This is a genomic window from Brevibacillus sp. HB1.4B, assembly GCF_013284285.1.
In the GTDB taxonomy this organism is placed as follows: domain Bacteria; phylum Bacillota; class Bacilli; order Brevibacillales; family Brevibacillaceae; genus Brevibacillus; species Brevibacillus porteri.
The window spans coordinates 106145-119550 of the sequence record NZ_JABSUT010000005.1; the positions used below are offsets into that span (position 1 = coordinate 106145).

At 48.1% G+C, this 13406-nt stretch carries 14 protein-coding genes; 9 read left to right on the plus strand and 5 right to left on the minus strand.

The annotated features are described in order from the left end of the window. The first annotated feature begins 40 nt into the window (after positions 1 to 40). Positions 41 to 1159, plus strand: a complete 1119-nt coding sequence (locus HP398_RS13820; RefSeq protein WP_173622873.1) for an acetate/propionate family kinase — start codon at positions 41 to 43, stop codon at positions 1157 to 1159. A 127-nt stretch (positions 1160 to 1286) separates the two neighbouring features. Continuing rightward, positions 1287 to 1700, plus strand: a complete 414-nt coding sequence (locus tag HP398_RS13825; RefSeq protein ID WP_007718541.1) for a S1 RNA-binding domain-containing protein — start codon at positions 1287 to 1289, stop codon at positions 1698 to 1700. A gap of 55 nt (positions 1701 to 1755) precedes the next feature. On the opposite strand, the gene HP398_RS13830 is transcribed toward HP398_RS13825, so the two are convergent. Next, positions 1756 to 2142 (minus strand): rhodanese-like domain-containing protein, encoded by a 387-nt coding sequence (locus HP398_RS13830; protein WP_173622874.1) that lies wholly within the window; start codon positions 2140 to 2142, stop codon positions 1756 to 1758. A 120-nt stretch (positions 2143 to 2262) separates the two neighbouring features. On the opposite strand from HP398_RS13830, the gene HP398_RS13835 reads away from it, so the two are divergent. Both HP398_RS13835 and HP398_RS13840 read left to right on the plus strand, forming a co-directional pair. Further along, positions 2263 to 3150 carry a LysR family transcriptional regulator gene (locus HP398_RS13835; RefSeq protein ID WP_173622875.1) on the plus strand — a complete coding sequence of 296 codons (888 nt, stop codon included), beginning with the start codon at positions 2263 to 2265 and terminating at the stop codon, positions 3148 to 3150. Positions 3151 to 3155: 5 nt separating this feature from the next. Continuing rightward, a complete protein-coding gene (locus tag HP398_RS13840; RefSeq protein WP_173623063.1) occupies positions 3156 to 3956 on the plus strand; it encodes an alpha/beta hydrolase family protein in 801 nt (266 codons plus the stop codon). Here the strand turns inward: HP398_RS13840 and HP398_RS13845 are convergent. Together HP398_RS13845 and HP398_RS13850 are read right to left on the minus strand one after the other, a co-directional pair. Continuing rightward, entirely contained in the window at positions 3953 to 5773 is a 1821-nt protein-coding gene (locus HP398_RS13845; protein WP_069848939.1) for a sensor histidine kinase, read from the minus strand. The genes HP398_RS13840 and HP398_RS13845 overlap by 4 nt on opposite strands. A gap of 5 nt (positions 5774 to 5778) precedes the next feature. Beyond that, positions 5779 to 6789: a BMP family ABC transporter substrate-binding protein gene (locus tag HP398_RS13850; RefSeq protein WP_173622876.1), complete on the minus strand. Its 1011-nt coding sequence runs from the start codon at positions 6787 to 6789 to the stop codon at positions 5779 to 5781. A gap of 168 nt (positions 6790 to 6957) precedes the next feature. Between HP398_RS13850 and HP398_RS13855 the strand changes: the two genes are divergently transcribed. Next, entirely contained in the window at positions 6958 to 7149 is a 192-nt protein-coding gene (locus tag HP398_RS13855; protein WP_017251522.1) for a hypothetical protein, read from the plus strand. Positions 7150 to 7268: 119 nt separating this feature from the next. Beyond that, positions 7269 to 7622: a response regulator gene (locus HP398_RS13860; protein ID WP_017251521.1), complete on the plus strand. Its 354-nt coding sequence runs from the start codon at positions 7269 to 7271 to the stop codon at positions 7620 to 7622. Positions 7623 to 7688: 66 nt separating this feature from the next. Here HP398_RS13860 and HP398_RS13865 read toward each other — a convergent pair whose 3' ends face one another. Beyond that, the gene (locus tag HP398_RS13865; protein ID WP_173623064.1) at positions 7689 to 8675 is read right to left on the minus strand and encodes an ornithine cyclodeaminase family protein; all 987 of its coding nucleotides are present in this window, start codon (positions 8673 to 8675) and stop codon (positions 7689 to 7691) included. Positions 8676 to 8692: 17 nt separating this feature from the next. Continuing rightward, a complete protein-coding gene (locus HP398_RS13870; protein ID WP_173622877.1) occupies positions 8693 to 9994 on the minus strand; it encodes an MFS transporter in 1302 nt (433 codons plus the stop codon). A 225-nt stretch (positions 9995 to 10219) separates the two neighbouring features. Between HP398_RS13870 and HP398_RS13875 the strand changes: the two genes are divergently transcribed. The 3 genes from HP398_RS13875 to ald all read left to right on the plus strand — a co-directional run bounded on the left by HP398_RS13875 (position 10220) and on the right by ald (position 13365). Next, entirely contained in the window at positions 10220 to 10789 is a 570-nt protein-coding gene (locus HP398_RS13875) for a helix-turn-helix domain-containing protein (protein ID WP_017251518.1), read from the plus strand. A gap of 81 nt (positions 10790 to 10870) precedes the next feature. Next, a complete protein-coding gene (locus tag HP398_RS13880) occupies positions 10871 to 12109 on the plus strand; it encodes a PucR family transcriptional regulator (protein ID WP_173622878.1) in 1239 nt (412 codons plus the stop codon). A gap of 131 nt (positions 12110 to 12240) precedes the next feature. Continuing rightward, positions 12241 to 13365 carry an alanine dehydrogenase gene (gene ald, locus HP398_RS13885; RefSeq protein ID WP_026043323.1) on the plus strand — a complete coding sequence of 375 codons (1125 nt, stop codon included), beginning with the start codon at positions 12241 to 12243 and terminating at the stop codon, positions 13363 to 13365. The last annotated feature ends 41 nt before the right edge of the window (positions 13366 to 13406 follow it).

Consider the following 13406-nt stretch of genomic DNA (forward strand, 5'->3'; position numbering starts at 1 on the left):
AGAGAAGGCTGTGATGAATGATTGGAGAGTGGATTAGATCGTGGTAGAAAAAAAGAATGTCCTTGTACTGAACTGCGGAAGTTCTTCGGTGAAGTACAAGCTGTATGAAATGCCTTCCAAAACATTGATTGCACATGATTATTTGGAGCAAATCCAGCGTGGCCAATATGAAGATGCTATTCGGGGAGTGTTTGAATCCCTCAAACAATATTCGATAGATATCGTTTCCCATCGTGTTGTTCACGGCGGCGAAGCATTTAAGCAGTCCGTTATTATCAATGACCAAGTAAAAGAAGAAATTCGTAACCTGTCCCGTTTCGCCCCGCTGCATAACCCCATTAACCTGACCGGGATTGAAGTTGCTCAAAGTCTGTTTCCTGATTTGATTCACGTTGCTGTTTTTGATACAGCGTTCCACCAAACAATGCCACCATCCTCGTATTTGTACGCACTGCCTTATGAATACTACGAGCAATACGGTATTCGCAAATACGGTTTCCATGGAACGTCTCACCGCTATGTAATGGGCCGTGCAGCAGAAATGATGGGTCGCTCGAAAGAACAGCTTCGTCTGATCAGCTGCCACATCGGAAGTGGGGTTAGTATCACGGCGATCAGAAATGGTGAATCGTATGATACATCGATGGGGATGACACCGTTGGCTGGTTTGTCCATGGGTACGCGCAGCGGAAACATTGACCCAGGTATCATCCCGTATATTGAGGAAATTGAAAAGACCGACACGGCTGGCGCTATTAAGATTCTGAATAACAATAGCGGTCTTATGGGCGTATCGGGTGTATCCAACGATTTGCGCGACGTTATGAAAAAAGCAGAAGAGGGACATCTCCGTAGCAAGTTGGCGCTGGAATTGTTTACCACTATTCTGCATAAGCATGTGGGACTGTACCTTGCTCGACTGAATGGAGTAGATGGTATTATCTTTACGGCAGGTGTTGGAGAGAATAGTGCTGCCGTGCGTGATTTGGTGTGCTCTGGTCTCGAATTTGCCGGGGTAAACCTGGATCGTGAGGTAAACCGCACTAGCAAAGGTGAGGCATTCATCAGCACGAAATACTCTCCGGTAAAAGTCATGGTAATCCCGACAAATGAAGAACTTGTAATGGCGATGGATGCATTCGCACTGGGCCATAACTAGCTTGGAGTATGCGCCTAGAAAGAATAGGCTTTTCAGTATTGGAATTTCTCTGCTATACTAAGAGAATGAGGCTTCTGGTTTGAGGTTCTCACCATTTTTCTGAAAAAATAAAAGGAGTGCAAACTGGATGGCAGTACAAGTGGGAAGCATCATCGAAGGAAAAGTGACAGCGATTAAACCGTTTGGGATGTTCGTAGCAGTCAGCGAAACCGAGCAGGGGCTGGTCCACATTTCCCAAGTAGCAAACGGTTTTGTTAAGGATATCAATGATCACTTTACCGTGGGGGCACAAGTAAAGGTAAAAGTACTCTCCATTGATGATGCAGGTAAAATCTCGCTTTCGGTTCGCGCAGCACTCCCAGCGCCTGAGCGTCCGGAACGTGAAGAGCGCCGTGGTGGTGGATATCGTGGAGGCGACCGCGGAGGGAATGCAAAACGAGAAAGCGGAGCTTCTTTCGAAGATAAGATGAAAAAATGGATGAAGCACAGCGAAGAGAACCTTGCGACAATCAACAAAAAGAATGCAAAACGCGGCTACTAAGCCTTGCGATAACGTAAGAAGGACGGGATCTAGCTCCCGTCCTTTTTTGCGTTTCCTATTCGAGAGGATTCCCCTCTTTTTCCCAGTATTCAATCCCACCGAGCATCTCTTTTACTCGAAAGCCGAGAGCGGCTAGTTTCGCGCAAGCCTTTGCAGCACCGTTGCAGTTGGGACCCCAGCAGTAGACGACCATGAGCTTGGTCGGGTCCAGAGTAGCCGTCGTCTCAGCGGAAATAAGCGAATGGGGGAGATGCAGAGCCCCAGGAACATGACCGTCCCGATACGCTTTCTCGCTGCGAGCATCCAGGATGTAGAAGCCTTCTACTCGGTTTTGGATGTCATTCCATACATCAGCGACATCTGTTTCGAGAGAAAGCTTGTCGAAAAAATGAGTGCGGGCTACTTCAGATGACGCGGCGGGTGTTTGCAAAACAAGGGACATATCCAAATCCTCCTCGTACCGTGTGATGGTTTATGTACAAAGCATAGCATTGAAGCAATCATCACAGTTATCTATACTATTCAATGAAGATCATTACTAATTTCTATGGGAGGAAGCGGGATGGAGCTGGTCTATTTACATACTTTTCGCGAAGTAGCCCGGTATGGGAGCTTTACACGGGCTGCAGAAGAACTGGGCTATGCTCAACCGACGGTAACGGCACAAATGCAAAAGCTGGAGCAGTCGTATGGAGCCCCGCTATTTGAAAGATACGGACGCAAGCTGCGACTGACGCAAGCAGGAGAAGCCTTGCTGCCGTACGCTCGGGAATTGATTCGTCTGTATGGGGAATCTAAAGAAGTGATTAAGCAACAGACGACAGGTCCGATTGCCATTGGAACGATCGATACATTGGCGGCGTTCTTTCTGCCGCCGTATTTGCAGGCTTTTTGTCAGCAATATCCTCAGGTTGATTTAGTATTGCGGACGGCTGGGGAAGTAGAAATTGTACAGCAGATCAAGGATGGCTATCTCGATATCGGGATCATTTTCGACCGACCTTGTACAGACCCTGAGCTAGTCACCCATGTTATTCGCGAGGAAGAATTGGTGATCGTCATGCCACCTGCCCATCGATTTACGACAGCAACAGCACTCACTGTCCATGATTTGGGCGGAGAGCCACTTGTATTGACCGAAGAAGGATGTACGTATCGGGGGATGCTGCTGGAGGCTTTTGGAGAGGCTGGGATGAGTCAGCGAATCGCCTGTCAATTCAGCAATCCAGAAGCGATCAAGCAGTGTGTACGCTGTGGCTTGGGTGTAGCTTTGCTGCCGCACATGGCGGTCAAGAGAGAGCTCGCAGAAGGGGTGCTCACAGCCATACCGTTTCAGTCAGATAAGCCGCCTTATTCCATTCAGCTTATTTATCATAAAAAGAAATGGCTATCACCTTCGATGGTGACGCTTGTGGATACGATTACGAGATCACAGAGAGAGGAATCGTGAGCAGGATGCAGCTAGATACTTCACCATTTGTCACATGTACACCTGAGGAGACAGTCCATCCGGGAGTGCGGCTCTATACCGTCAGCTACTACAGTCAAGACTTGCTGGTAAAAGCTGCATTGGCTGTACCAGAGACCTATTTTCAGGAGGGAGCATGTCTGCCGGCTCTCCTGTATTGCCGAGGCGGGATAAAAGGAGTGGGACGCGTCAGACCCGAGCGAATCAGTCAAATGGCCTCCTTTGGCTACGTGATCCTCGCTCCTCATTACCGTGGCAACGAAGGCGGAGAGGGCCGGGATGAATTCGGTGGGGCAGACAGGCATGATGTGTTTGCCGCATTTGAATTGCTCCGCAACCTGGAGAAGGTGGACAAGGGGCGAATCAGTGTCTACGGTTTTTCACGCGGTGGCGTCATGGCCTTGTTTGCTGCAATGGAGTGCAAAGGCGTGCTGTCTTGCGTCGTATGGAGTGGCGTCAGCGACATGTTTTTGACCTATGAGGAGCGGGTTGATCTGAGAAGGATGCTGCGCAGAATCATTGGTCACCCGCGCAAGCAGGAGGATGCCTACCGCGATCGGACGCCTTTGTATCGGATGGACGAGATTTCTTGCCCTGTGCTGATCATACATGGAACGGAAGATGAGAATGTGGGAGTGGAGCATGCTCATAAATTGGCAGATGCACTGACGCGGGCAGGCAAACCCTATGAAAAATGGCTGGCGCAAGGGGCCAGCCATCTGTTTGTCGGAGAAGATATGGAGATGTATACGCGCAAGATGTTCGCTTGGCTGGATGCGCAAGCCTAATCTTCTTTTGGTGTAAGCGGGAGCGTGATGATGATTTCCGTTCCTTTCCCCAGCTTACTGTTCACGTGCAGATCCCCACCGTGGTTTTCGACCATTCGTCGGGAAATCGGCAGCCCCAGTCCTGTCCCATCCTCTTTTAAGGAGAAGAACGGATCGAATATGCGGACCAGATACTCTTGGGAAATGCCTTCTCCCGTGTCTGTGACATGAATATGGACAGCTTGATCGTCCAGGCGGCTTTCGATGGAGAGAACGCCGCCGTCTTTCATGGCTTCAATGCTGTTTTTCATTAAATTTAACAGGATTTGCTTTAATTGCTCGACATCGACGTGAATGCGAATGTTCGGATCGCAGCGGTCGACGATTTGAATCCCATGCAGCATGGCCTCGGCATTCATCAACGGAAGAATCGAATGAACGACTCCGGTTAGCGCAACCTCGCGATAATCGGGCTTGGACGGTTTGGAGAGCATCAACAACTCCGTCACGATACGGTTGACCCGTTCAATTTCCTGCAAGATTAAGGGTAAGTAGTACAAATCGCGCTCTTGATTCGATAAACGCTGTTCCAATAGCTGAATAAAGCCGTAGATGACCGTTAGCGGATTGCGAATTTCATGAGCGGCTCCCGCTGCCAACTGACCGACCATGGCCAGCTTCTCGGATTGATTCAAGTACTCTTGAATTTGCTCCTGCTCCGTAATGTCCAAGAAGGCGAACATCCACCCGGTTTCCTGATCGTGGTGATGATTGTGCAAAGGGATGTAGGAGACCAGGGCAATGAATGGCGTGTCGTCTTTTTTGTACAAGGTCATTTTGCGATTGACGAACCAGGGAGTCGGCTCATTGCGTGTGGGTGCTTCAAAGGAATCCTTGGACACGGGGTAGCCGTGATCGTCGAGCTTGACCAAATGCTGTGCCAACTGATTTACATGAAGACCAACTGTTGCATGGGAATGGGTAATAATCCCAACAGGCAGAGAGTTTAAGATTTGCTCCCGGATGTTTTTTTCTTCGGTCAAAATTTGCCGTTGTCTTTCATCTTGTGCGAATAGATTGGCGATGCTGCTCGACATTTTATTGAACTCCTGCGCCAACTCAAGGAATTCATCTTGATGGGTATAGACGATTTGCTGACCGAATGTTCCTTTCGATACTTCACGTGCTTGCTGCATCAGGGACTGGATCGGGCGCAACAGCTCATTGCGGAAGTAAAACGTACAGAACAGCCCAAACAAGATAGAGGCTACGGAAACCGAATACGTCAGGATTAACGAGACTTTGATGCTCTCATTCGAATTCTGAAACTCTTTATTCGTCTGATACTCTAGCTGATTGAGTGAGAAAGAGAGATCTCGTTCCAATCGATCGAGCAAGGGCTTTACTTCGTTGTCTAGTACATAACTGACGGCTGGAACGTTCCCTGCTTGCAGCAACGGATTGATTTTGTTCAAAAAGATAAAGTCCAGTTGGGATATCGATTCAATAATGGTAAATAAGCCACTGTTCGCCTCGGTTTTGGGAAGCGAGGAAAAGCGAGCCGTATCGATCAGATTTGTATAGTATTGATCCAAATAAGACTCGTCGCGTGTCGATGTATACATGTTCAACGCATATGTCTTGGTGTATATCTGGTTTTTGACTTCCAGTAAGGCGCTCGTTTGCGGCAAGAGGTTTTGCGTCAAATACACTTCATCAGAGGTGACCTTGGTCATTTGATAGCTGAACAGGGTCGTCACGCAACCGATGAGAAGCATCATTACGAGATAGCTGAGCATGATTTTTTTCTGAAATCCGAGATTGCTGAAAAGGGGCATGCTGATTAACCTCCATACGAGCCACGGGAAGGAATGAGATTTTGCAATTCCCGTTCTAAATCTTCACGTACATTTGCTGGCACCATGTGACCGAATTGACTGAGATGGTTGACTCCTTCGGCAAGTCCGTACATGACTTTTCCATTCGGGAGATCCCCTTGAATAAACTGTTCCATGATGATGCGGTAGCATTGACGAACATCCTGCATCATGGAGACCAGCACGTAGTCTGGAGCGATGTAGCGCTGATCGGCAATGTATCCGATGGTGAATACACCTGCGCGCTGCGCTTCTGTAATCACTTCGAGATTGAAGCTGTCGCCTGTGGTGTAGATGACATCCACACCTTGAGCTATCATGTCGCGAGTTGTGCGAATGGCTCCCTCAATATCATTGAAATCAGGAACTTTTCCCACGACGATAGACGTGTTGGGCGATTCCTTTTTCACTCCCTCGATAAAGCCTTCTACTTGTAGGAACTCTGTGGGCTTATCTACCAAGATGTATCCAACTTTATCCGATTTCGACATCTTCGCCGCAAGTATGCCGACGAGCTTGCCAGCAGGCTTCATATCGTAACGAATCGTCGTCTGATTCGGATGCGGAGCCTCTCCGTTAAAGGAAACAAAGTGTGATTTCGGATACCGAAGCGCCACGTCTGTAAAAGGATCAGAGAAGATGAGGCCATGACCGAGTATGAGATCATAGTCGTTGGCTGCATATTTTTCAGCCACCTTCGTGATCTGCTCCGGTTTTATATTATTGGCGATTTCGAGTGAAAAGTTAAATCTTTTTTGCAGTTCTGTCATACTCTCCAGTGCACTGCTATTCCAGCCCTGATCATAAGTGGGGCCCTCCAGCAACAGGGCGACACGCACTTTGTCAGAAGAATGGCTGCTTTTATTTATGACTTTATCGAGATGCTTCATGCTTGTAACGAATTGACTGGTAATGAGCAGAAGCAGCCCGACTACCAAACCGGTAAATAAGACGGGAAATGGCAGCAGCTTTGGCATGCGGGATTCCTCCATAGAAAAAAAGCATAAACCACATGAAAATATAAATACATGTCATGCCTATTATATCGGTTCTCTGAAGGTTGTGCATGGAAAAAAGGGATACGGACAGGCTAATCGTATGGAGAACATCCTGCCAAGCGGGAACAGAAGGGAGGCGTACACGCGATGGAAAACGATAGGGTGGAAATCCCCCAGATTCATATTCCTGATGAGGTAACACAGGTCGATCGACCGGAGATTGGTGAGACCACTCCACACCCGAAACCAGATAGCCCTCTGGCGTCGAGCGGGACAGCTGAACCCGTCAGCGACAATGTTTCGAAAGAGAGCAGCGAGCGAATCGGCTTTATTTCATAAAACCGATCGGAGTTGGCGCTATTCGACAAAAGAAGTCATTTTCTCTCGTGGACAAGGCTTGCGATTTCTGCAAAAGTAGGAAGTAGAATAGCAAGCGAGATGCGAGGGGATAAGACTGCATGGCCCGATTGCTGATAGTAGATGACGCAGCCTTCACGAGAAGGGTGCTGGCGGATATGCTAGGCGAACAACATGAAGTTTGTGGAGAAGCGACGAATGGCTTGGAGGCAATTGAAAAGTATAAGGAGCTCAAGCCAGATATTGTCACGATGGATATTACCATGCCGCACATGCACGGGATTGAAGCCATGCGTCACATCTTGGATTTTGACCGTGATGCCAAAATTTTGATCTGCTCGGCAATCGGGCACCGGCAGAAGGTGCTGGAAGCGATGAAAACAGGAGCGAGTGATTTCGTCGTGAAGCCTTTTCAAAAAGAGCAGATACTTGATGCAATCGCACGACTTTTGTAGAAAGGAAAAAGCAAACAGCCGCCAAATCCCGGGTGGGAAGGCGGCTGTTTTTCTATAAGCCAAGATTTACAAGCTGATTTCTGTTCCAATGCCGTTTGCTTTCGCACGTTCATAAACCGTTTTGGCAACGGCTGTGTCCAAATAGGCAACACCCACGGATTTGTACAGCGTGATTTCTTCATCGTTTTCTCGGCCAGGTTTTTTCCCAATCAGAATGTCTCCCAGCTCAGCGTGCATTTGTTCAAAGCTCCATTCGCCGCGTTCTATCGGAATGAGCAGATCGCCTGCCTCGTGCCGGGCTCCCTCGAGTGTATCGACCACGACTTTGCTGCTTTGTACGGTAGTTGAGTCGACTTCCTGCATATGCGGAAGAAAAGCACCGATGGCATTGATATGCGTACCAGGACGCAAGCGTGATCCATCAAACAACGGGCTGGTAGCCTTGGTGCTGCAAATCACGATTTCGGCATTCGCCACCGCTTCATTGGTATCATCCATAACCGTGATTTCGCCTTGCCACTCCGGATAGAGGGAGAGGAGTGTTTGTTTCATTTCGTCCGCTTTCTCACGTGTGCGGTTATAGAGATAAATGTTTGTCAGCGGACGGACTTCCATGACGGCTTGAATTTGTCCGATGGATTGTGCCCCGCATCCCAATACAGCGCAGCTTTGCGCATTTTCTTTTGCCAAGTACTTGGTTGCAACGCCACTGCTTGCACCTGTGCGCATTATCGTCAACAGGCTCGCGTCCATCATCGCCACATGCTGTCCTGTTTTTGCTTCGGTCAACACGATTACACTTTGGAGTGCTTTGATATCGTGCTTGTGATTCTCCGGGAAAATGCTGATGATTTTTACCGCTACGTAATCGTCCGTTTCCAAATAGGACGGCATGTATAGACTGGTCGCTCCGTATTTCGGATGGTCAATAGCAGTACGAACAGGGGTGCTGACGTTTCCTAGCATATGCTCTCGGAAGACGTGTTCCACATCCTTCAAGCAATCTTTCATCGTATAGATTTGTTCAATGTTTTCACGGCTTAATAGTAGCATCTCATTCTTCCTTTCCATCAGGATTCGTCCAAATCCAAATCCTTTGTTTCCTTCGTAGCAGAAACCGCAATGAGAGAAATAATTCCGGAAATTACGATGTACAAAGCGATTGGCACCCAGGAGTTAAAGGAGCTTAACAAGGCAGTAGCGATCAGCGGAGCAGTACCACCCGCCAAAGCAGCACCGAGCTGGTAGCCAACCGTTACCCCAGTATAGCGTACATTCGTGCTGAAAATCTCCGAGAACATCGTACCCAATACAGCTGTGACAGGAGCCCAGAGAATCCCGAGTCCGATGACTGTAGCGACGGTAAGCCAAAGGGCTGATTTCAATGACAGCATATAAAAGTAAGGGAATGCAAACAGCATCATCGCTACAGTCCCCGCGATATACAAAGGCTTTCTGCCGACTTTATCTGACAGCATGCCCATGTACGGAATCGCGATGGTTGTCACCAATGTGGCGATCGTCACGGCATTGAGTACCGTTATTCGGTCGTAGCCCAAGTAATTCGTCGCGTAGGCAATAATAAACGTCGAGAAAATATAGAACGGCGCCGTCTCTACCACTTTGGCTCCGACGGCAATCAGAACAGCTTTCCAGTGATAGCGGAATGTATCTACGATGGGAACTTTCGCAATGTTCCCCGTCTTTTTTGCTTCTTGAAAAGCTGGCGTTTCATCAATGCCATTGCGAATCCAGAGTCCTAAAAAGACAAGTGCTGCACTCAACAGAAACGGAACTCGCCAGCCCCAAGACATGAATTGATCATCGGGAAGCGCACTCATCAAAGAAATGGCCAACGTACCAAGCAGCATGCCGATGGTTACACCCATTTGCGGGATACTTCCAAAAAAGCCGCGTCTGCCTTTGCCGGAATACTCTACGGCGAGAAGCAATGCCCCTCCCCATTCACCGCCGATGCCCAAGCCTTGAATCAAGCGCATCAGAACGAGAAGAATCGGAGCCCAGATGCCAATGGCATTGTAATCAGGCAGCAAACCGATCAAGACGGTAGCGCCACCCATCAGAGACAATGTCAAGACTAGCGTTTTTTTACGACCGATTTTGTCCCCGATATGACTGAAGATCACGCCACCCAATGGCCGGATGAAAAAGGGAAGACCAAATGACAGATAAGAGAGCAGTAAGCCAACAGTTGGATCAGAAGAAGGAAAAAATAGCTTGTTGAATACGAGCGATGCCATGGTTCCATACAGAAAAAAGTCAAACCACTCAATGGAGCTGCCAATAAGGCTCGCGACCAACGCTTTGTTTTGAACCTTTTTGGAAACGCCCGCTTGTGTTTGTAATGCCATCGGGTAATCCTCCTTTGTCGGTAGATATTGAAGTGTCACTTCAATTTATGAGTGAAGTAGCACTTCAATTTTAAAGAATAAAGCGATTACAAATCTGATAATAATAAAGATTATAAAATGCAATGCAATTTGCAGCAATAGTAAAAATGGATACTTATGCTAACTTTACAACTTTTTTCGAGAAAGAGTATGATAGACCTATCCTTTTTACGGCGAGGTATGCAAATGGAACCTACCATTGGTGTATTAATCAAATCGCTTCGTGTCGGCAAAAAGAAGACACTCAAACAAATTGCAGAAAAAACGCAGCTGTCGATCAGCTTTTTGTCCCAAGTAGAGCGTGGGAAGTCTTCTATTACGCTGGAGTCATTGAAAAAAATTTCGGAAGCCTTGGGAGTGAGCCCAGGCTATTTCTTTTCGGGTGAGTCGAGTGGAGGGAATGGGCAGGTACGCAGGGCGAGCAAAGAGCGATCTGGGCTTTTGCATGCGCCTTTTGTGTATGAGGACCTGTCCGGTGATTTGGAAAATCCGTCACTGGTACCGATTCTTGTCACGCTCTCACCGCATGGAGAAAAAGGCACGCCTTTTATACATAAGGGTCAAGAGTTTATTTACGTCCTCGAGGGTGTGCTGACTCTTTTACTGGGGGAAGAGGAGCATGATTTGTTCCCTGGCGACAGTATTCACATGGATTCATCCGTACCGCACAACTGGGTGAACCGTACAGGTGAAGTCACCCGATTCCTTTGTGTCAATTCGCATGACAGCGACATGATTCCGACTGCTCCTTATTAATTAACCGAGAGCGTTTAGCGAAGTCATGTTTTCTACTATAATAGAGGAACGCGTACAAAAGAGCGGTAAAGAGGTGAAAGTGTGCCCGTAGAGCCTAACTATTTTCAACAGTATCAGCATGCTGATATCGACGAATTAGCTGATGTCATTGGAGAACTTTTGCAAAATCCGATAACGGTTGAAGATGCCGATCATAAATTGATTGCTTACAGCTCACACGGAGAAAGCACAGATGAAGCGCGCTGGTCTACCATCATGGGGCGACGGGTACCGGAAAAAGTGCTGACGCGCCTTTGGAAGGACGGCGTATTCCAGGAGCTGTTAACGCAAGACGACCCCGTACACATCCCGGCCAAGGACGAAATTGGCTTGGGTAAGCGTGTGGCGATTGCTATTCGCAGAGGGAGCGACGTGCTCGGTTACATTTGGGCACAAGAGGTGAATCGACCGATTACCCGGGAAGATGATGAAATTCTTCGTCAGGCAGCACGCGTAGCCGTCTCGCGTCTCATCCAGCGGCAGGGAAAACGCAAGGCGGAGGAGCAGCGACGCAAGGAATTTCTGTGGGAGCTGTTGCTGGGGAATCACAGCAGTGAGGCTGTCATTCGCCAAAAAGCAGACACCTTGCAGATGCAGCTTCCGACCTCTTATTTAATTTGTATTATTGAAGCGGCAGGAGCGCGTCTGGACCAGTACTTGTATCCGTTATTAATGCGTGACAAACTGCTCTGGGTTGTCGACGGCTCGCAAATCATCTTATTGATCGGTCTGTCCGAAGCGAAAAAAGACAAGAGTGACGTGCTCATTCGCAAGGTGGAACAGTTCCTCGCAGACTCGCTCGGCAAGCTCGAAGCACATGTCACGGAAGGACGCCAGGTGATTGCCGGGTACGGGAGAGATTACAAGTCTTATACGGATATTGTGAAAAGCTACAGGGAAGCGCTGCATGCGCTCAAGGTCAAAAAGCTGTTTCCACAGGAAAATGAGGGGATTCACGGGTACCACGAGCTGGGGATTTATCGCTATCTACTACAACTGAAGCAGTGGGAAGAGGAGCAGGGCTATCAGAATGAACGGCTGGAAAAGCTCAGACAGTACGATCGCGACAACCAGACCACGCTTTTGACGACATTGGAGACTTTTTTGGATGCCGCTGGCAAAGTTAACAAGACAGCAGAGCGCCTGCATATCCACATTAATACGTTGAGCTACCGACTGAGACGAATTGAGGAGATCATGCGTGTCGATCTCGACAATATGAACCAGCGGGCTGCCTTATATTTAGAGTTGAAAATAGCCAAATTAGATGGGGAACAGTAGTTTGTTTGTGAATTTTCACAAATGAAAAGACGCTAAAATTAAAGGAATCTCCAAGGAGTATGCCGGAAGATACGCTGTACAATAATAGTAACCGCAAAGAAAACGGCGTTTCCAAGGAGGACATACTTATCATGATCGTTGGAATTCCAAAAGAAATTAAAAATAATGAGAACCGCGTAGCCATTACTCCAGCAGGTGTAGCTGCTTTGGTACAAAACGGACATTCGGTTCGTGTAGAAGCAAGTGCAGGGCAAGGCAGCGGTTTTACGAATGAAGATTACAAGGCAGTAGGCGCTGAGATCGTAGAAACAGCAGCAGAGGCATGGGCGTCTGACATGGTGATGAAAGTAAAAGAACCACTCCCTGCTGAATATGGATTTTTCCGCGAGGGTCTGATTCTGTTCACGTATTTGCATCTTGCACCAGAGCCTGAATTGACTCGTGAATTGATCGATAAAAAAGTGATTGCAATCGCTTACGAAACCATCCAGCTCGACAATGGCGCTCTGCCACTGTTGATGCCAATGTCTGAAGTAGCAGGCCGTATGTCTGTTCAAATCGGCGCGCAATTCTTGGAAAAGCAATACGGTGGAAAAGGCGTTCTGCTCGGTGGCGTACCAGGCGTACCAAAAGGCGAGGTAGTCGTAATCGGCGGCGGGATCGTAGGGACAAACGCGGCGAAAATGGCGCTTGGACTGGGTGCAAATGTAACGATTATCGATGTAAACGCAGACCGTCTGCGCCAACTGGATGACCTGTTCCAAGGCCGTGTTCAGACGTTGATGTCCAATTCCTTCAACATCGCAAACGCTGTGAAAAAAGCAGATTTGCTGGTAGGCGCTGTACTCATTCCGGGTGCTCGTGCTCCACGTCTGGTAACAGAAGATATGGTAAAAGACATGTCACCTGGTTCTGTAATCGTAGACGTTGCGATTGACCAAGGTGGATCGATTGAAACCGTAGATCGCATCACGACTCATGACAAGCCAACCTATGAGAAGCACGGTGTGATTCACTACGCGGTAGCCAACATGCCTGGTGCAGTCGCTCGTACATCTACATTGGCCCTGACCAACGTAACCGTTCCTTATGCGGTACAATTGGCGAACAAAGGCTACGCACAAGCAATTCGCGACAATAAAGCATTGGCAAAAGGCGTAAACGTCATCGACGGCAAAGTAGCTTACAAAGCTGTAGCTGATGCGCATAACCTGCCGTATGCTTCTATCGAAGAAGTTTTGCTGGTGAAAAACTAGCCTTACGGTAAATAGAAAGAAGAAACTGCTTGTCCGTTCTT